20 protein-coding genes and 1 pseudogene are annotated in these 18,684 nt (G+C 69.0%); 8 read left to right on the forward strand and 13 right to left on the reverse strand.

Annotated elements, in window-relative coordinates; all coding sequences use genetic code 11:
• Positions 1-2: 2 nt before the first annotated feature.
• Positions 3-992, reverse strand: a complete 990-nt coding sequence (locus G6N61_RS13965; protein WP_163919070.1) for an NAD-dependent epimerase/dehydratase family protein — start codon at positions 990-992, stop codon at positions 3-5.
• A gap of 147 nt (positions 993-1,139) precedes the next feature.
• Between G6N61_RS13965 and G6N61_RS13970 the strand changes: the two genes are divergently transcribed.
• The 3 genes from G6N61_RS13970 to mbp1 all read left to right on the forward strand — a co-directional run bounded on the left by G6N61_RS13970 (position 1,140) and on the right by mbp1 (position 3,048).
• Entirely contained in the window at positions 1,140-1,781 is a 642-nt protein-coding gene (locus tag G6N61_RS13970; RefSeq protein WP_163919071.1) for an SOUL family heme-binding protein, read from the forward strand.
• 79 nt (positions 1,782-1,860) lie between these two features.
• Complete coding sequence (locus G6N61_RS13975; RefSeq protein WP_163919072.1) at positions 1,861-2,664, forward strand: TspO-related membrane protein; 804 nt, start codon at positions 1,861-1,863, stop codon at positions 2,662-2,664.
• Positions 2,665-2,805: 141 nt separating this feature from the next.
• Positions 2,806-3,048 carry a microaggregate-binding protein 1 gene (gene mbp1, locus G6N61_RS13980; RefSeq protein WP_163919073.1) on the forward strand — a complete coding sequence of 81 codons (243 nt, stop codon included), beginning with the start codon at positions 2,806-2,808 and terminating at the stop codon, positions 3,046-3,048.
• Between the two features lie 22 nt (positions 3,049-3,070).
• Here the strand turns inward: mbp1 and G6N61_RS13985 are convergent, their stop codons facing one another.
• The gene (locus G6N61_RS13985; protein WP_163919074.1) at positions 3,071-3,526 is read right to left on the reverse strand and encodes a carboxymuconolactone decarboxylase family protein; all 456 of its coding nucleotides are present in this window, start codon (positions 3,524-3,526) and stop codon (positions 3,071-3,073) included.
• 56 nt (positions 3,527-3,582) lie between these two features.
• Between G6N61_RS13985 and G6N61_RS13990 the strand changes: the two genes are divergently transcribed.
• Positions 3,583-3,942, forward strand: coding sequence for a GNAT family N-acetyltransferase (locus tag G6N61_RS13990; protein ID WP_163919075.1), 360 nt, complete (start codon positions 3,583-3,585; stop codon positions 3,940-3,942).
• 84 nt (positions 3,943-4,026) lie between these two features.
• Here the strand turns inward: G6N61_RS13990 and usfY are convergent, their stop codons facing one another.
• The 7 genes from usfY to G6N61_RS14025 form a co-directional block, all read right to left on the reverse strand.
• Positions 4,027-4,329: a protein UsfY gene (gene usfY / locus G6N61_RS13995; RefSeq protein WP_163919076.1), complete on the reverse strand. Its 303-nt coding sequence runs from the start codon at positions 4,327-4,329 to the stop codon at positions 4,027-4,029.
• A gap of 26 nt (positions 4,330-4,355) precedes the next feature.
• Positions 4,356-7,067, reverse strand: a complete 2,712-nt coding sequence (locus G6N61_RS14000; protein ID WP_163919077.1) for a fumarate reductase/succinate dehydrogenase flavoprotein subunit — start codon at positions 7,065-7,067, stop codon at positions 4,356-4,358.
• 5 nt (positions 7,068-7,072) lie between these two features.
• The gene (locus G6N61_RS14005) at positions 7,073-7,861 is read right to left on the reverse strand and encodes an ABC transporter ATP-binding protein (RefSeq protein ID WP_163924810.1); all 789 of its coding nucleotides are present in this window, start codon (positions 7,859-7,861) and stop codon (positions 7,073-7,075) included.
• 5 nt (positions 7,862-7,866) lie between these two features.
• Positions 7,867-8,628 carry an ABC transporter permease gene (locus tag G6N61_RS14010; RefSeq protein ID WP_163924809.1) on the reverse strand — a complete coding sequence of 254 codons (762 nt, stop codon included), beginning with the start codon at positions 8,626-8,628 and terminating at the stop codon, positions 7,867-7,869.
• Between the two features lie 95 nt (positions 8,629-8,723).
• The gene (locus G6N61_RS14015; protein ID WP_163919078.1) at positions 8,724-10,145 is read right to left on the reverse strand and encodes an ABC transporter substrate-binding protein; all 1,422 of its coding nucleotides are present in this window, start codon (positions 10,143-10,145) and stop codon (positions 8,724-8,726) included.
• 16 nt (positions 10,146-10,161) lie between these two features.
• Positions 10,162-10,389, reverse strand: a complete 228-nt coding sequence (locus G6N61_RS14020) for a 4Fe-4S dicluster domain-containing protein (RefSeq protein ID WP_163919079.1) — start codon at positions 10,387-10,389, stop codon at positions 10,162-10,164.
• Between the two features lie 2 nt (positions 10,390-10,391).
• Complete coding sequence (locus tag G6N61_RS14025; protein WP_163919080.1) at positions 10,392-11,147, reverse strand: GntR family transcriptional regulator; 756 nt, start codon at positions 11,145-11,147, stop codon at positions 10,392-10,394.
• Positions 11,148-11,540: 393 nt separating this feature from the next.
• Between G6N61_RS14025 and G6N61_RS14030 the strand changes: the two genes are divergently transcribed.
• Positions 11,541-12,617 carry an HNH endonuclease gene (locus tag G6N61_RS14030; RefSeq protein ID WP_235887531.1) on the forward strand — a complete coding sequence of 359 codons (1,077 nt, stop codon included), beginning with the start codon at positions 11,541-11,543 and terminating at the stop codon, positions 12,615-12,617.
• Between the two features lie 92 nt (positions 12,618-12,709).
• Here the strand turns inward: G6N61_RS14030 and G6N61_RS31230 are convergent.
• Positions 12,710-13,309 (reverse strand): annotated as a pseudogene (locus G6N61_RS31230) (dihydrofolate reductase family protein); the annotation flags it as partial.
• Between G6N61_RS31230 and G6N61_RS14040 the strand changes: the two are divergent.
• Positions 13,308-14,207: an NYN domain-containing protein gene (locus tag G6N61_RS14040; RefSeq protein ID WP_163919081.1), complete on the forward strand. Its 900-nt coding sequence runs from the start codon at positions 13,308-13,310 to the stop codon at positions 14,205-14,207. The pseudogene G6N61_RS31230 and the gene G6N61_RS14040 sit on opposite strands and share 2 nt — an antisense overlap.
• A gap of 52 nt (positions 14,208-14,259) precedes the next feature.
• Here the strand turns inward: G6N61_RS14040 and G6N61_RS14045 are convergent, their stop codons facing one another.
• Both G6N61_RS14045 and G6N61_RS14050 read right to left on the reverse strand, forming a co-directional pair.
• A complete protein-coding gene (locus G6N61_RS14045) occupies positions 14,260-14,565 on the reverse strand; it encodes a DUF732 domain-containing protein (protein WP_163919082.1) in 306 nt (101 codons plus the stop codon).
• Positions 14,566-14,610: 45 nt separating this feature from the next.
• Complete coding sequence (locus G6N61_RS14050; RefSeq protein WP_163919083.1) at positions 14,611-15,030, reverse strand: very short patch repair endonuclease; 420 nt, start codon at positions 15,028-15,030, stop codon at positions 14,611-14,613.
• A gap of 63 nt (positions 15,031-15,093) precedes the next feature.
• On the opposite strand from G6N61_RS14050, the gene G6N61_RS14055 reads away from it, so the two are divergent.
• Entirely contained in the window at positions 15,094-16,362 is a 1,269-nt protein-coding gene (locus G6N61_RS14055; RefSeq protein ID WP_163919084.1) for a DNA cytosine methyltransferase, read from the forward strand.
• Complete coding sequence (locus G6N61_RS14060) at positions 16,350-17,495, forward strand: DNA cytosine methyltransferase (protein ID WP_179973623.1); 1,146 nt, start codon at positions 16,350-16,352, stop codon at positions 17,493-17,495. The genes G6N61_RS14055 and G6N61_RS14060 overlap by 13 nt, the downstream gene beginning before the upstream one ends.
• Here G6N61_RS14060 and G6N61_RS14065 read toward each other — a convergent pair.
• Positions 17,492-18,670, reverse strand: a complete 1,179-nt coding sequence (locus tag G6N61_RS14065; RefSeq protein ID WP_235887532.1) for a glycosyltransferase — start codon at positions 18,668-18,670, stop codon at positions 17,492-17,494. The genes G6N61_RS14060 and G6N61_RS14065 overlap by 4 nt on opposite strands.
• Between the last annotated feature and the right edge of the window lie 14 nt (positions 18,671-18,684).

Consider the following 18,684-nt stretch of genomic DNA (forward strand, 5'->3'; position numbering starts at 1 on the left):
CGCTAGAGGCGGCCGACGCTACGCAGGCCCTCGACGGTGTCGGCGAGAGTCTCCCCCGGGTCGCGCTGCACGATGCCCAGCTCGCGTTCGGCAGGCCCGTCGTCGGACGCGGGCATCTGCGTGTAGTACTGCATCGCGGCCGAATCGATCGGAGTGTCGAACGGCAGCCGGTCGCCGATGACGTCGAACAGCCGGCCCAGCGCACGCAATCCGCTGTCGGGCACCGGAACTGCGACGAGCGGCCGGTTGGCGGATTTGCCGATCAGCTTCGCGAGGCGGGCCACCGGGACCCGCTGCCCACCTGCCATGTAGCGGCGCGGCCCCTTGCCCCGCTCGAGCAGCGCGACGTGCAGGTCGGCCAGATCGCGGACGTCGATCACGATCCAGGCGGCGCTGCGGCCGGGCACGCCGTACATCTTGACCGCGGCCTCGACGCCCTCGGCGGCCTCGCCGAACTGGTCGCCGGCGGGCGGGCCGAGCACCATGCCGGGGTAGCTGATGCTCACCGGTGCGCCGGCGTCCTGCAGCCCGCGGGCGTATGCCTCGACGACGGCCTTCGACTTGCCGTAGCCGTCGGAGCCACCGACGACGGGCAGGTCCGCGTGCAGGGTCTCCAGCCCGGGACGGAACAGCGCCGAGAAGCTCGACACGTGGACCACTGGATCGATGCCTGCCTTCACCGCGCCGCCCAGGACGTTGCGGGCGCCCTCGAGGTTGGTGTGCAGCATCTCGTCGGCGCGCGCCGGGTCGGTAGACACCATTGCCGCGCAATGGATCACGGCGTCACACCCGTCCAGGGCCGTCGCGGTGGTGTCCGGATCGGCGATGTCGCCGACGACGTGGTCGCCGATGTCGACGCCGATCTTCTCGGCGCTGGTGCGTAGCCGGTCGGCGTTGCGGACGAGGAAGCGCACCTGATGGCCGGCGTCCTGCGCGGCCTTCGCGGTCCAGGCACCGACGAAGCCGGTGCCACCGGTGACGAGTACTCGCAACTGACCCTCCAGGGTGAAGACGTACGCAGACCGCGTTGACCCGTCGAAACTAGCGCACGCCGATCGTCACGGTTCCGTCATTCCGGATGACGTGTGCTGAGCGCAAGCTGGGGCTACATCCACGTGCGAGGAACGAGGAGGGTGACCGTGCTGAACCGCATTGCAAGGGTGGCCGGGCAGGTCGGCGAATCGGCGCTGTCCATCGTCGGTATTCGCATCGGCACCGAGGAGCCTGCCCACACCACCAAGCCGATCGCCGGTGACGTGGAGCTGCGCACCTACGGGCCGCGGATCGCCGCCGAGACGACCATTAGCGCCATGGACGAGATTGGAGCGCGCAGCGAGGGGTTCCGTCGCCTGGCGGGCTACATCTTCGGCAAGAATCACGGCAAGGACGACATCGCGATGACCGCGCCGGTCGTGCAGTCGCGCGAGGGCCGCAAGATCGCGATGACGGCGCCGGTCGTCCAGTCCGCTCAGGACGTGGAGGTCGGAAGCAGTTGGGTCATCAGGTTCTTCATGCCGTCGGAGTGGACGATGGCGACTCTGCCGACGCCGAATGACGAGCGCGTCCGTGTGGTCGAGGTGCCCGGCGAGACGTTCGCGGTGCTGCGGTTCAGCGGCGACCGGGGGCCCGAGGCGGTCGCGAAGCGGACGGCCGAGCTGATGGACGTGCTGGCGACGTACGGCTTCGATGCGGCGGGCGAGCCGTCGGCGTGGTTCTACGACCCGCCGTGGACGCTGCCGTTCTGCAGGCGCAACGAGATCGCGGTGCCGGTATCGGTCTGATCTCGTCGGCACCGGCGTCGGTGTCGCCATCGAACTCCCTGGGTATCCGTCCTGCGCGACCGCCGAGGAAGGGATCACCGTGACCACCGTGGAGAAGACGTCGAAGCCATCGCGAGCGGTCGTCACGTGGCGCTGGATCACGCTTCTGCTGGCGGTCAGTCAGCTGGCCGCACCGGCGGTGACGAGCGCGATCGCGGGTGACTTCCTCGCCTCGGGAGCCACCAACGAAGCACTGATCACGCCGGCGGGCTACGCATTCGGACTGTGGGGCGTCATCACGGTGCTCAGCGCGATCACCGCGCTCGCGATCGTGCGTTACGGCTTCGGCGCGTGGTGGGAACTGGGCGTGCTGATCGACCTGTGCATCGTGTTCACCGGGTTCAGCGTCTGGCTGGTGATCGCCGCGCAGGACTGGTTGTGGACGAGCGTGGTGGTGTTCCTCGTGATGGCGGGGGCGCTGGTGCACGTCATGCGAAAGCTGGTGCGCCATCCCGATCAGGTGACGTGCCCGTCTTGGGTCAGGACGCTGGCGACCGTCACGTTCGGGCTCTATCTCGGGTGGAGCAGCATTGCGATCTTCGCGAACGTCGCGGCTGCACTGATCCAGGGCGGCTGGTCGTCGGCGGACGTGGCGTGGCAGTTCGTCGTGCTGGCACTCGCGGCCGTGAGCGCAGTGGTCACGACCGTCATGCTGCGGGGCACCATCGGCTACGTCGTCGGTGCGCTGTGGGCGCTGGTGGCGATCGCGATAGGCGCTGCCGAGCGGGGCAGTTCGACGCTGGCCTCGACGGCCGCCTTTGGAGCGGTCGCCGTTGTGCTCGTCGCGGTGCTGCGGTGGCAGCGCGCCCGCGGCGGGGCGACGAATGGGCCGATTACCGCCTGACGCACCCGAAATTCGCCGGCGCCAAACGCCGAGTGATCATGCTAACAAGGTGCTTGCTATAGCTAGCACCCGATTGTCAGACTCGGTGGGCACGCACCCGGCATGCCGGACCGGCGCCGGGTCACCCGATGAAAGGCAATCATGTCGAACAGCAATGGCGGACCCATCAACCTGGTGAAGAGCGTCGTCGACGGAGCATTCGGTGTCGTCAAGCAGGTCCTCGGCGTCGTGTTGGGCAACAACCGTCTCGAGGAGCAGGGCAAGGCTCAGCAGGACAAGGCCGAAGCCGAGAAGGACGTGGCCAAGAAGGAAGCGCAGGCTGACGCCGCCCGTGCCGAGGCCAAGACTCAGGAAGCCCGCCAGGAAGCCGCCAAGAAGTCCTGACCCGCGCTCCTTCGGTATGCGGCTACGGCCTGACCGTGTGATGGCTCAGGATCGAGACGCGGTTGAAGGCGTTGATCGCCGTCGCCACCCAGATGACCGCGGACAGCTCGTCGTCGCCGAACACCCGTCGTGCGCGCGAGTATTCGCGGTCGGCGGCGTCACGGTCGAGTAGGGACGTGGTCATCTCGGCCAACCGCAGGGCGGCTTGCTCCCGTTCGTCGAACAGCTCGGTGTCGCGCCAGACCGACACCGTCGAGAGCTGTTTCTCGGTGACGCCGGCAGCAAGCGCCTTGCGGTGGTGGACGTCGAGGCACGTCGCACAACCATTCATCTGCGAGACGCGGACGTTGACGAGTTCGACGATCCCACGCGACAGACCGGCGTCCTCGGCGGCTTTCGCGACCGAGGTCGCAACGCCGACCATCGAGCGATAGACAGCCGGGGTCTGCTTGTCGATGTGTACGTAGTCGACGTTCACGCACTCACTCCGATCGGTATGGTCGGGTCGATCGTACGCACCCGGACAGGAGCGAGATGGCCAGCGACGAGGCACTGACGGACAAGACCGGCGCCCCCGTGGAGGTCATCCGGCGCGAGGATGACTTCGCCGTAGCGGTCGACGGAAAGACGGTGGGACTGACCGCCTTTGCAGACCGAGACGGGCAACGCGTGTTCTTTCACACCGAAGTCGACGACGCCTATGGCGGACGTGGACTGGGGACCGTGGTGATCAGTGCGGCGTTGGCCGCCACCCGCGACGAGGGGCTACGCATCGTGGCGATCTGTCCGATGGTCGCCGCGTTCGTCGGCAAGCACCCGGAGTATGCCGGCGTCGTCGACAGGACGACGCGCGACACGCTCGCGTTGGCGAAGGAACGGATGGCGGCGCGCTAGCGCTTTCCGTCACACGAGTCACTTCAGCACCCGCGCCGGGCGGCGTGATCGACCGCCGAATGTTCCACCTGGCGAGCGAATGGGCTATGCGCGCAGGTGTCCCTCCGGATGGTCCGCCGTCCACTTCGCCTCGACGCGCTTCACCCGGTGATGCTCGATCGCGATCAGGATGGCGCCCGCGGTCACCAATGCGCCGGCGACGAGCGCAAGCATCATCACCAGATCGCTGCGGCCGTAGGCACTCGCGGCGACGGTGCCGGCGATCATCACCGTGCCGATCATGATGAGCCCGAGTCCGGGCAACCAGAGCGTGTCGATGAACGACTCACCCGCGCGGGGCTGATAGGTGCGGGAGTGGTCAACCGGATCCCGATAAGCGCCCTTCATGGCATCTCCTTCCAGGAGCGATGCCCTCAGCGTACGCCTGTTGTGACCTGAGTCACACGTTCGAGCGCCTGCCGAGCGTAGGCGCGGACGTCGGCGTCCCCGTCGTCCAAGGCGCCTGCCAGAGCCTCCCTGGCGCCGTACTCCGATTCCGCCCACCGGGTGAGGCTCAGTACCGCGGCCTTCCGGACGTCGAGGTGCGGATCGGTGAGCGCCCTCGACAGGGGCAGCACGGCGGTTTCCGACGACGGCGCCCCCGCCAACGCCCGCGCGGCACCCTGCCGGATCTGCCATGCCGAGGCGGCCAAAGCGTCTTCGACGGTCGCGACGTCGGCGTCCTCCCATCCGACCGAACCGAGTGCGGCCAGCGCCGCGGCGCGAACCAACGGGTCCGGGTCGCCGACGAGCACACGCACGGAATCGATGCCCGCGCGCAGCGTGCCGAGGCCGTTGGCGACCGCGATGCGCACTTCGCGGTTGGCGTCGTCCCAAGCCGCGGCGACTCCGTCGGCGTCGTCGACCGACACCAGGGCTCGGACGGCCTCGATGCGGACGCGGTGGTCGGCGTCGGTCAGTGCGTGCCGGTACTGGTCGGGGTCGCCGACTCGCCGCGAGCTGGCCACGTACAGCGCGGCGCCGCGGACGCCGGCGTCGGTCGATGAGATCAGCGGCGCCACGTCGGCCGGGTTCGGCAAGACCTCGACGAGTTCGCGGATGCCGTCGGCGGCGACGCGACGCACCTCCCCCGACGGGTCGTCGAGCGCCGCGACGAGCGCGGGCCCCCACCCGTCGCAAAGGTGCTCGGTGAGCACGTCGACCGCGGTGCGCCGCACTCCCGGGTCGTCGTCGCGCAGGTAGGGCGCGAGGTCGTCCACCGACGGCTCGTCGAGTGCCAGCACGGCGGCGATGCGCGGTGACGGCGGCTGCGTTGCGGGACCGCTGTCGATGCGGGACACCTCCGACGCGGGCGCCTGGCCGCCGACCAGTGGTGGCTGGTGCACGTGGATGGGTTCGGTTCCGCCGGTGGGGATGTCGTCGAGACCGGGCACCGGCACGAAGTACGGGGCGACGGGCCGCTTGAGGAACTCCATGTCGCCGTCGGCGGTCTTGCGCAGGTTGAGGTGGTAGCGCCAGTCGACGTCGTCGCGGTCGGGGATGTCGCTGCGGTCGTGGTAGAGCCCCCACCGCGATTCGGTGCGGGTGAGCGACGAGCGGGCCGCCATCTCGGCGCAGTCGCGGATGAACGAGACCTCCACGGCACGCATCAGCTCGTGCGGCGTGCTGGCGCCGATGCCTGCCACCTCGTCGCGCATCCGGTCGAAGGTCTGCACCGCCAGGGACAGCTTGGCGGCGGTCTTCGGCGGCGCGACGTAGTCGTTGACGAAGCGGCGCAGCTTGTACTCGACCTGGGGTTGCGGCGGCCCGTCCGGGTGGCGCAGCGGGCGGTAGATCAGCTCGTGGGCCTCGGCGATCTGATCGGCCGGCAGGGCGTCCGGCGCGGGGGTGTCGTCGAGCGTCGACGCCGCGTGCGAGCCGGCCAACTCCCCGTACACGAAGGCGCCGATCATGTAGTTGTGCGGCACGCACGCCAGGTCGCCCGCAGCGTAGAGCCCGGGCACGGTCGTACGGGCGTTCTCGTCGACCCACACTCCCGACGCGGAATGCCCACTGCACAAACCGATCTCGGAGATGTGCATCTCGATGTCATGGGTGCGGTAGTCGTGACCGCGGTTGGCGTGGAAGGTTCCGCGGGTGGGGCGCTCGGTGGTGTGCAGGATGCCCTCGAGCGTCGACAGCGTCTCGTCGGGCAGGTGGCTGACCTTGAGGTAGATGGGGCCGCGAGCCGACTCGATCTCCTCCTTCACCTCGGCCATCATCGCGCCCGACCAGTAGTCCGAGTCGACGAAGCGCTCACCGAGGGCGTTCACCTGGTAGCCGCCGAAGGGGTTGGCGACGTAGGCGCACGCGGGCCCGTTGTAGTCCTTGATGAGCGGGTTGATCTGGAAGCACTCGATGCCTGAGAGCTCGGCGCCGGCGTGGAATGCCATGGAGTAGCCGTCACCCGCGTTGGTCGGGTTCTCGTAGGTGCCGTAGAGGTAACCGGAGGCAGGCAGCCCGAGCCGCCCACAGGGACCGGTGGCGAGGATGACGGCCTTGGCGCCGACGACGACGAACTCGCCGGTGCGGCTGTTGAGCGCGACGGCGCCTACCGCTCGGCCGTCGTCGGACGTGAGGACCCGCACCGGCACGAACCGGTTCTCGATGCGGATCTTCTCGCGCATGGACCGCTGCCGCAGAACCCGGTAGAGCGCCTTCTTGACGTCCTTGCCCTCGGGCATCGGCAGCACGTAGGAGCCGGAGCGGTGCACGCGGCGAACGGCGTACTCGCCGTGCTCGTCCTTCTCGAACTTCACGCCGTAGCGCTCGAGCCGCTGCACCATCGCGAAACCACGGGTCGCGGTCTGATAGATGGTGCGCTGGTTGACGATTCCGTCGTTGGCGCGGGTGATCTCGGCGACGTAGTCCTCGGGTGTGGCCTTACCGGGGATGACGGCGTTGTTGACGCCGTCCATCCCCATGGCGAGCGCACCGGAATGGCGGACGTGCGCCTTCTCGAGCAGCAGGACCTGCGCGCCGTTCTCGGCGGCAGTCAGCGCGGCCATGGTGCCCGCGGTGCCACCGCCGATGACGAGCACGTCGCAGTCGAGGCGTACGGCGTCGTCGAGTGGGGGGATCTGCATCAGGGTTACGAACTCCTCTGGGCGAGCGAAGCGACGGGAGATGAACCGGTCGGGGCGAGCGAAGCGACGGGAAAGGGATGGTCGAGGGCGGTGATGACGTCGGCGCGCAGCGCGGCCCGGTCGACGTCGGCGGTGCGGGGCGAGGGCACGTCGAGCAGCGCGCGCAGCGGTTGGCCTGCGCGGCCGAGGACGGCGATGCGGTCGCCGATCAGCAGTGCCTCGTCGACGTCGTGGGTGACGAAGACGACGGTGGTGGGATGCGCACGCCAGGTGTCGATCAGCAGGCGCTGCATCGTTGTTCGGGTCTGGGTGTCCAGCGCTCCGAACGGCTCGTCCATCATCACCGCGCGCGGTGCACCGGCGAGGCCGCGGGCGAGTTGGACGCGCTGGCGCATGCCGCCGGACAGGCTCTTGGGCAGGTAGTCCTCGAACCCGGTGAGGCCGACGTCGGCGATCCACTTGGCCGCCTCGGCGCGGCGGCCCTGGCGCGGTCGGCCGGCGAGCTTCAGCGCCAGCTCGACGTTGGACCGGACGGTCCGCCACGGCAGAAGCGCGTTGTCCTGGAACACCATTGCGCGGTCACGCAACGTGGTGGTCACGCGGTCGCCGTCGGCGAGCACCTCTCCCCCATCGGGCGGCAGTAGACCGGCGAGCGCGCGCAGCACCGTGGACTTGCCGCAGCCGGACGGTCCGGTGAGGACCAGGATCTCGCCGGGCCGCACGTCGAGGTTCAGGTGGTCGACGACGGGCGCTCCGCCGTAGCTGAGCACGACGTCGCGCAGTCGCAGGTTCATTCCCGTCACTGTCGGGCCTCCTGCCCGCGGGGCAGCCAGCGCGTGACGCGGCGGCCGATCAGTTCGATGGCGGCAGACGTGCCGAAGCCGAGCACGCCGATCGTGATGATGCCGACGAACACCTCGGGGTAGGCGAGCACGGTGTAGGCCTGCCAGGTGCGGTAGCCGACGCCGAGGCGTCCGGAGATCATCTCGGCCGAGATGACGCAGATCCATGCGACGCCGATGCCGACCGAGAGGCCGCCGAAGACGCCGGGGAGGATGCCGGGCAACACGACTCGCGCGATGACGTCCCAGCGGCTGCCGCCGAGGGTGCGCACGGAGTCCTCCCAGAGCGTGGGCAGCGCGCGTACGGCGTGCCGGGTGCTGACCATGATCGGGAAGTACGCGGCGAGGAACGTGATGAAGACGATCCCGGCCTCATCGGAGGGGAAGAGCAGGATCGCGACCGGCACGATGGCGATCGCCGGGATGGGTCGGGCGAGTTCGGTGAGCGGACCGAACACGTTGGCGAACCTCGGTGAGCGGCCGAGCAAGATGCCGGTCACGACGCCCGCGATGGCCGCGAGGGCGAAGCCGGTGAGGATGCGGATCAGCGACTGGCCGAGGTCGAGCCAGTAGTCCTGGGTTCCGAGCCGGTTGCCGAAGGCGTGCACGATCTCGGTGACGGTGGGCAACGTGTCGAAGCGCAACCACAGCCGAACGTCGTTGGCCGTCAACAGCTGCCACAGTGCGATCGCTGCGGCAACGGAGCCGATGCGGACCAGCCAGGACGGCCACGACGGGCGGCGGTCGTTCCTCGCCGGGGCGGCTGGGCTGGCGACGGCCGGTTCGTCGGTGGTCAGGACGACGGGTGCGGCGGTCACACCGCACCCGCCAGGGCCTGCTGGTAGTCGACGATCGTCGCGCCGGGGTGCGCAGCGGTGTAGCGCCCGGCGCCTGCGGCGGTGTCGAACGGCAGGTGGCGCTGGCCGTCGCGAACCCAGGTCGACTTGTCGGCGAACCAGCGGGTGCCGAACTCGGTATCGGGGACGTAGGCGGCGCGAATGGTGTCGCCCGCGGCGGTGGCCTCCCGGATGGCGCGCAGCAGGCAGTCGGGGTTGGCCGAGGGCTGGGTGGCGTCCCTGCCGTCGATCCACAGCTCGCCGGCGAGCTTGGCGTCGGTGACGGGCGCGTTGCAGACGGGGTCCTGACCGCGCAGCGCCGACGGGTTGGTGGTGCTCTGCAGCGCGGCGTCGTAGTCCTGGCCGCGGTCGGCGAAGGCCTTCTGGATCGGGTCGGGGTTCACGAAGCCGTTCACGTCGAGGTCGGCGAAGTCACCGATCGACTTCAGGTACGGCACATCGCCTTTGAACGCCTCGATGAGCGACGGCTTCAGCGTGGTGTCGAAGCTGGTGCCGCCGGGGCCGTTGTAGAGGTAGACGACTTCCTGCGGCAGTCCGCTGCCGTCGGCGACGAGCTTGGCCGACTCGAGCGGGTTGTCGTTGAGGAACTCGGTTGCGTCGAGCTGGGCCTGCAGGAACGCGTCGAGCACCTCGGGGTGCTGGCCGGCGTAGTCGCGCCGGACGACGACGCCGTGGAACGTCGGGTAGTCGCCTTCGGCGCCGTCGTAAAGCAGCTTGGCCTTGTCCTGGAACACGAGCAGGCCGGGCCATGCGACGAACTGCGAGAGCGCCTGCGCCTGGCCGGATTCGAGTGCCGACGCACCGACCTGCGGTTGCTGGTTGAGGACTTCGACGCCGGTCTTGGGGTCGATGCCTGCGTTGTCGAGCGCACGGACCAGCGTGCCGTGGCCCGCGGAACCGACGCTGGCGGAGACCTTCTGGCCCTTGAGGTCGGTGATGCTGCGGGCCGGCGAGTCGGGTGGGACGACCACCATGTTGAGCGCACCGGTGGGGCTGTAGCCGGTGATGGAGACGAGTTCGGTGCGGGCGCGTTCGTTGGCCTGCGTCTTGGAGCCGTTGATGAGCAGGGGGTAGTCGCCCATGGAGCCGATGTCGATCTTCTCGGCGACCATCTGGGCGGTGATGGGGGCGCCGGTGTCGTAGTCCTGCCATTGGACGTCGTACTTCACGTCGGAGGACTTGGTGAGGTCGTCGAGGCGCTTCTCGAGGAAGCCCTTGGCCTTGAGCAGCGTTCCGGCGGTGACGGTGTTGATGGTCTTGGACTGGTAGCCGATGACGACGGTGACGGTGTCGTCGGACTGGGTCTGCGAGTCCAGGGAGCAGGCGGCGAGGGACGTGACAGTGGCGGCGGTGAGCAGGGCGGCGACGGTGCGTTTCATGGGTGGTCCTGGGTTGTCATCGGAGGAGGTAGGGCATGTTGACGGTGACGGCGCCGGTGGGACAGCGCGCTGCGCAGGGTCCGCAGTACCAACACTCGTCGACGTGCATGAACGCCTTGCCGTTCTCCGGGTTGATGGCCAGGGAATCCAGGGGGCAGATCTCGACGCAGAGGGTGCAGCCCTCGATGCACAGCGACTCGTCGATGGTGACGGGCACGTCGACGCGCTGGTTGACTTGGGCCACGGTCAATCTCCTCTGACTAGGTTGCCGCGCAGCGTGATTCGATCGCCGCGCATGCGGATGTACTCGAGGTCGACGGGTCTGCCGTCGTCGAGGTGGGTGAGTCGCTCGAGCAGCAGCAGGCTGGCGGTGTCGGGCACCTGCAGGATGGCTGCCGAATGTGGTTCGGCGGGAACGGCTTCGACGGCGAGGGTGGCGTTGCCGAGGCGCTGGCCGGTGACGTGTTCGATGAGGGCGAAGACGTCGTTGGACTCGAGGTCGTGCTCGACGACCTGGGCGCCGATGTCCTGCGCCAGGTAGGTCATGTCGAGGCTCAGCGGCAGGTCGCCGAGGTAGCGGAGGCGCTCGATGAAGACGACGGGTTCGCCGGGGTTCAGCGCGAGCTTGTTGGCCACACTCGGCGGCGCGGAGACGGTCATGGTGGCGCGGACCTCGTTGCGGATCTCGCCGTAGCCCTTGAACGTCTCCTTGAGGCCGGTGAGGGCGTCGAGACCGTGGTCGTACTTGCGGATGGCGACGTGGGTGCCGGTGCGAGGGCCGCGGTCGATCAGGCCCTCGTCCTTCAGCGTGGCGAGTGCTTCGCGGACGGTATTGCGGGAGACGAAGAACTCCTCGGCCAGTTCCTGCTCCTGCGGCAGCCCGTCGGCGTAGCCACCGGCGTGGATCTGGTGGCGCAGCACGTCGGCGACGAGGCGCGCCTGGTCCGCGCGGGGTCGGCGGATGGGCGTGGGCTCGTCGCGGTCGGCGTTCGTCGCGGCCATGGTCACCTCCTGGGGGCTGGCGGTATGTGACTGACCTGGTGCGGAACGGTATCGGCGGTATCAGGCCCTGCCGGTTGCGTGCGGCGAGGGCCTCCGGCCGGTGAGCTGATTGCGCCGGTCCTCAGGCCTGGTCACCTGGGCTTTGCCGGCCCGCCCCCCGCATTGCGCCACCCCCGCCCACCCCCCTCGACTTTGATTCGCACTGATCGAAATGCGCGGGTCGGCTTCCCCCGCGAGCGTGCGTGTCTGCGGGCGACACGCCGCGCGCGGGCGGGAGTTTGCGCACGCTCGCGGGGGGTGTGGCTCGCGGACTACGGCTGTTGCGTCCACCGTGCGGGACAAGTCGGCGGCAATGCGACCACTCGGGCAGCGGCGTGTGGCGATACTTGCCAGGTGGCCGACGCTCCGCTCGATCCGTTGCTCCTCGGGCAACGCGTCGTCGCCATCCTCGAGACCGGTCAGCGCACCGCCACCTACAAGCTGGCACTGCTCATGGCGCTCATCGAACACTGCATCGAGAACCTGCCCGAGCGGCCGGACGACCGGTTGACGGTTCCGATCCCCGAACTCGCGCATCGGGTGTTGTCTATCTACTGGCGGCAGGTACGCGCGTTCGAAGGCCGCGATCTGGTGCAGGTGAGGGGTAGCACCGGACGCATCACGGAGGCCGCCAAGACACTGCGGGCAGCCGCGGGCGCCGCCAACAGCGGTCTGTCGCTGGAGGTCGCGATGCTTCGCGCACCTGACGCCTACGAGCAGGCGATCGAGAAGATCACCGTCGCCCTCGCCAAGCAGCCGCTGCCCCGGCTGCAAAAGCTGCCGGGCGCACCGACGAGCGATCCGTTCCTCTACGACGATTCACTTCTCGGCGAGGGCGTGACGAGGTCACGGCTGCGCGCGCACGGAGACTCGATCGTTCTGAACGCCGGTATCGCCCACGGATTGGCCCGTTTGGCAGGACTGTTGAAACCGGCCTTGGAGACTATGTGGGTCGATGACGTCCGCCGAATGAACCGGTTCCTCGACGAACAGGTACCCGATGTCGCCGGCCACCTCTTCGGCCGGGAGAGGATCGCGCTGGCTGCCGTCCGGGGACCGCTCAAGGATGCCTTCGGCAATGACTGCTTCTACTGTGGCGCAACGCTTCCGCCCGACAACCCGATCGACCACGTCCTCCCGTGGTCACTGGTCGGGATCGACGGGTTAGCCAACCTGGTGTCGTCGTGCGCGAGGTGCAACGGGGACAAGGGTGGTGCACTGCCCGCCGTTGATCTCGTCGACCGCAGCTTGGCCAGGAACCCCGACGTCCTCGAGCAGATCGCCTCCGACCTGACGTGGCCGACACAGCGAGAACGCGTTGTCGCCGCCGCCCGTGGCCTGTACCGCGGGCAGCCGAGCGGGGTGCCGACGTGGGCAGGCTTCAAGCAGAGCAAGCGTTTGGACATCGCCTTTCCACCGTCGTGGCTGTAGGCCGTACCTACCGTCGCGAGTAGTGCGGCGATGATGACGCCCTTGGTCGTCGTCACGCTGCCAGTGAGGTCGAACTCGGTCAGCGGCGCCGGGCCCTCGAACAGCCGAGCACCGCTGCCCAGCGTCAACGGGTGGATCAGCAGCGTGTAGTGGTCGATCAGCCCGGCGGCGTGCAGGCTTCGCACCAACGACGCGCTGCCGTTGATCGCCAGGTCATTGCCCGGTTGCGCCTTCAGCTCGGCCACCGACGATGCAGCGTCACCCGGCAACAACACGGAGTTCTCCCACTCGTCGGCGCTCCGCAGCGTCCTCGACGCGACGTACTTCGTGGCGCCGTTCATCAGCGTCGTGAACGGGTTACCGTCGGTCGAGTGACCCCACGCGGCGTAGAAGTCCTGCCACGTCCTGCGTCCGAACAACAGGTCCCCCGCGGCGGCCATGCCCTTGCCCATCTCCTGAGCCATGACGTCGTCGTTGTACTGCGGGCCCCACCCGCCGTGGGTGAAGCGAAGCCGCCGCGGGTGTCCTCGTCGGCGCGGCCGAGTCCCTGTACGACCCCGTCGAGGGTCATGAACATCGTGACGCTGATCGAACGCATCGACTGGTCTCCTTCGCTCGTGGTCCCGGGTAGACCCGCCGCCGTCACGCAACTCATCGCTAGGCAGCGCCCCATCGACCACACTGAACCCCATGACGGAACCTGCTCACACCCGCGTCGCGGTCTATCTCGACTTCGACAACATCGTGATCTCGCGGTATGACCAGGTCAACGGACGCAGCTCGTTCCAGCGCGACAAGCAGAAGGGCCTCGACGAGGACAAGCTGCAGCGCGCCACGGTCGACGTCGGCGCCATCATCGACTTCGCGTCATCGTTCGGCACGCTGGTGCTGACCCGGGCCTACGCCGACTGGTCCGCGGACGTCAACGCCGGATACCGCGGCCAGTTGGTCGGCCGCGCCGTCGACTTGGTACAGCTCTTCCCCGCCGCCGCGTACGGCAAGAACGGCGCCGACATCCGGCTCGCCGTCGACGCCGTCGAGGACATGTTCCGGCTGCCCGACCTCACCCACGTCGTGATCGTCGCCGGCGACTCCGACTACATCGCCCTGGCCCAGCGGTGCAAGCGGCTCGGCCGCTACGTCGTGGGCATCGGCGTGGCCGGTTCGTCGAGCCGGTCGCTCGCCGCCGCGTGCGACGAGTTCCTCATCTACGACGCGCTGCCCGGCGTGCCGGTGTTCGAACCGCCGGAGGCGCCCGCGGCCGAGGAGGAAGAGTCGGAACCCGCCCCGAAGAAGCGCGCGCCGCGCCGTCGGGCCACCCGGCCGCAGACCATCGACGACGATCCGGAACCGCCGGACCCCCAGATCGCCGCCACCGCGCTGCTCACCCGCGCCTTGCAGATCGGCCTGGAGAAGGACGACGCCGACTGGTTGCACAACTCCGCGGTCAAGGCCCAGATGAAGCGCATGGACCCGTCATTCAGCGAGAAGTCGCTGGGTTTCAAGTCGTTCAGCGACTTCCTGCGCTCGCGTACCGAGGTGGTCGAGCTGGACGAGAGTTCGACGACGCGGTTGGTGCGGCTGAAGTAGTGCGGCGTTGGACGGCGTCATCATTTGATGACGCTCCCCAGTCCAACACCGGTCAGCTCAAAAGGCCCTCATGGTGCGGGCAGTACGCCCCGATCGAGACGCCGACGAAGTAGGCGGCGTCGTCGGGCGATATGCCGGTGTCGGCGGCGACGGTGTCGACGGCAGCGGGTACTTCGGCACCGTCATCGAGGGACTGGCACGCCGCGCGCGCCGTGCCGATCGCTACGGCCGGATCGGTGATCGGAATGCCGATGACGTCTATCGTGCCGAGGAACGAGTCGTCGGGTTCCTCGGCAGCCGCCGGCGCGGCGGTGAACAGTGCTGCCGAAAAAGCCAACGCTGCTGCGACTGCTCTCATGCAAGGCACCCTATCGGTCACTCGCTGAGCCCGTCCTCAGCCGAGTCACGCCCGCCGTTCGTGCACCACGGCCCGCACCCGTTCGGCCGCCTCGACCGGGTCTTCGTGCTCCCACACCCGCACGCTGACCCAGCCGGCCTCGGCCAGCTTCGCGTCGGTGTCGGAGTCCCGCGCCCGGTTCGTCGACACCTTCTCCGCCCAGAACGACGCGTTTGCCGCCGCCACGGTGTGGTGCACCGGGCAGCCGTGCCAGAAGCAACCGTCCAGGAACACCGCCACCTTGGCCCGGGGGAAGACGAGGTCCGCCCGGCGCCGCAGCGCCTGCAACGGACGCGCATCCACCCGGTAGCGCAGCCCCAGCGAATGCACCGCCGACCGCAGGGCCAACTCCGGCTTGGTGTCCCGGCTCTTGTTCGACTGCATCCGCGCCCGCGCCTCCGGTGAGGACGCCCACGACTCGGCCATGCCACCAGCCTAGAAGCGGCGCGCCGCCAGACCAGTCCGCACAACCTGAATACGATCCCAAGGATGCTCGAACCAGCCCTGAAGCGACGTCGGCCGCAAGCCGGCTCCGGGTTGGAGCGATTCCGCACCCGCAACGGCGCGTTCGAGCGGGTGCTCACCCACAGTGACGGCGCCACATCCACCAGCCTGCTGGCCCGAGCGCCGATCCCGAACGGACCCGCGACCGCCGACGACGCCGAGCGTGCCTGGCTGCGCAGCACCGCCACCCCACCCCAGTCCTCGGCCCGTGACTCGGTCCGCGTCGTCGATCTCTTCGCGGGCTGCGGTGGACTCTCCATCGGCCTCGCCGAGGCCGCCCGCGCGCTCGACCGACCCTTCGAGCCGCTGCTCGCCGTCGACCTCGACGCGATCGCGACCCGCACGTACGCCGCCAACTTCCCCACCGCCGCAGCGCTCTGCCACGACGTCGCTGCCCTCCTGCCCGGCCGCATCGGTACCCGACTTGCCCCAGCCGAGCGGCTCCTGGCCAAGCAGTACCCGGACGTCGACGTCCTCGTCGGCGGCCCACCGTGCCAGGGACACAGCGACTTCAACAACCGCACCCGCCACAGTGACGACAAGAACGAGCTGTACCAGACCATGGTTCGCGCCGCCGAAGTGCTTGCACCACAGCACATCCTGATTGAGAACGTTCCCGGCGCCCTCAACGACAGGCGCGCAGTGGTTCAGCGCACCGCCGATGCACTCGACCACCTCGGCTATCAAGTCGACATGGGCATCGTCGACCTCAGCCACCTCGGCGTGCCACAGACCCGCCGCCGCCTCGTCATGCTGGCCAGCCTCACCCGTTCCGTCACAACGGCCGAGGTAGTCGACCGGCACCGCCGCGACACCCGCACCGTCGGCTGGGCCATCCAGGACCTCGAGACCCAGTCGGGCGCCACCCTTGTCGACGCCCCCGCCCGGTCCGCCCCGGCCACCCGGCAACGCATCGACTACCTCTTCGAGCACGGCCAGTTCGACCTGCCCGACAGCCAACGTCCCGCCTGTCATGCGGGCGGCGGGCACAGCTACAAGTCCATCTACGGCCGCCTCGCGTGGGACCGGCCCGCGCAGACCGTCACCACCGGCTTCTACAGCATGTGCATGGGCCGCAACGTCCATCCGAGCCAGCGCCGCACGCTCACCGCCCACGAGGCCGCCCGTCTGCAGTACATCCCCGACTGGTTCAGCTTCGACGGCGTCACGCACCGCACCGCGCTGGCCCGCATGATCGGCAACGCCGTGCCGTCACGACTCTCGTATGCCGTTGCCCTGGAATGGCTTCGGTGACACTCACGGTCGCAGGTCTGTTCGCCGGCATCGGTGGCCTGGAACTGGGCATGGCTGCTGGGGGCCACCACGCCACGCTGATGGTCGAGAACAACCCTGCGGCGATGCACGTGCTGCGCCGCCGCTTCCCCGACGTCAAGCTCGAGGCCGACGTCCGCGACGTCCACCGACTCCCCAAGGGCACCGACGTCCTCGTCGCAGGCTTTCCGTGCCAAGACCTCAGCAGCGTCGGCCGGAAGACCGGAATCACCGGTGCACGAAGCAGTCTCGTCGGGGAGGCGCTGCGGCTGGCAGACACCTCGGACGTGCCGTGGCTGGTGCTGGAGAACGTGCCGTTCCTGATGTCGCTGAACCAGGGTGCGGCGCTGCGGCTGGTCACCGAAACGCTCACGGGCCTCGGCTACCGGTGGGCCTACCGCGTCGTCGACACCAACGCGTTCGGGTTGCCCCAGCGGCGCAACCGCTGGTATCTGGTGGCCAGCCGGGACGGCGATCCCCGCGACGTGCTGCTCGTCGACGAGATCGCCAAGCCCGCACCCATCGACACCTACCCCGACGTCGCGTGCGGCTTCTACTGGACCGAGGGCATGCGGTCGTTCGGCTGGGCGATCGACGCCGTTCCGCCGATCAAGTGTGGCTCGTCGGTGGGCGTCGCCTCTCCGCCTGCCATCCGGCTACCGGACGGCCACTACGTCACGCCGGACATCCGGGATACCGAACGGCTGCAGGGTTTTCCAGCCGACTGGACCGCGCCGGCCGAGGAGGTCGCCCGGTCCGGTGAGCGGTGGCGGATGGTGGGCAACTCGGTTAGCGTGCCGGTCGCGGCCTGGATCGGCGGGCGGCTCGACGCACCCGGCGACTACGACTCGACCAACGACGCACCGTGGCGGGGGACGAAGTGGCCGCGCAAGGCGGCATGGGCAGATCGCGACGGCATCGTTCATGCGGCCGACGTCGGCCCCTGGCCCGTCGCCCGAGATCGACAACCGCTCAAGGGTTTTCTGAACTACCCCGGGAAGCCACTGTCCGCTCGCGCGGCAACCGGCTTCCTCAGCCGTACTGGCAAGGGCGCCTTGCGGTTCCCGGCGGGCTTCATCGACGAACTGAGGAGCTACGCCGCGACGGCGAGCTAGGCGTGCGTGCGCTTCTCGCGGACCAGCTTGGTCGCCAACGTGGCGTACTCCTCGGCGACGACCGACCAGGCCATCGACGGCGCGAGCCGTCGTCCCTCGGCGGCCATCGCGCCGGAGAGCCGTGGGTCGGTGAGGACGCTGCGCAGGGCCGCGGTGAGACCTTCGGTGTCGTCGTGCGCCACCAGGATGCCCGCGCCGGAGCCGAGTACATCGATCGCGTGTGGGAACGCCGTCGCGACCACGGGTCGGCCGCTGGCGACGGCTTGCACCAGCACTCCGGACGTCACCTGGTCGGTCGCATCGTATGGCAGCACCACGGCAGCGCAGGACTGCACGAGAGCAGCGAGCGTGCCGGGGCCGCGGTAGTCCGGTTCGAATCCCACGGACGTACCGAGACCCGCGCGCTCCACCTGATCGGAGAGCGCCGTGCGGTAGGACTCGCCGTCGGTGGCGAGGGTTCGGGGGTGCGTCTTGCCGGCGATGACGTACTTCGGCTGGCCGCGCACCTCGCGCAGCGTGGCCATCGCGTCGATGACGCGCTCGATGCCCTTGCCGGGGCGCAGGAGGCCCCAGGTCAACAGCGTCGGCCGGCCGGAGCGCTTAGCCGAGACGGTGGGCGCCAGCGTCACGCCGTGCGGGATTGTCTTCACCCTGCCGCGCCATACGTCGTAGTGGGCGCGCAGCCGGTCGCCGACGGCATCCGAGACGACCACGATGCGGTCGGCCCGGTGCAGGACCTCTTCGAAGACGGTCCGCTGCTGGTGCGACGGGTGTCGTGGAACGGCGTGGGCAACCACGATCGTGGGCACCTCGAGCAGGCGCATCACGGCGACGAGGTCGGAACCTTCGTCGCCGCCGTAGACGCCGACATCGTGATGGATGATTGCGACGTCGCACTGGTTCAGAACGGCGGCGCACTCGGCGATGGAGTCGGTCGACCCGCCGGTCAGTTCGGCGACGACGCGCGCAGCCACCGAGTGCTGGCCGTCGGCGACGCGGACGACCTCGACGGAGGCGCCGGTAGCCTGCAGCGCGTCACAGAGTGCTCCGCTGAAGTTCGCCACACCGCACATGGTGGGGGTGTGCGAGGCGAGCACGCCGAAGCGCAGGGGCGCGGAACGCCCCTGCGTCACAACGATGCCGGACGAATCCCGGCCGTAGGACAAGGCAGTCAATCAGGGTCCTCACA

This window comes from Mycolicibacterium arabiense, assembly GCF_010731815.2.
In the GTDB taxonomy this organism is placed as follows: domain Bacteria; phylum Actinomycetota; class Actinomycetes; order Mycobacteriales; family Mycobacteriaceae; genus Mycobacterium; species Mycobacterium arabiense.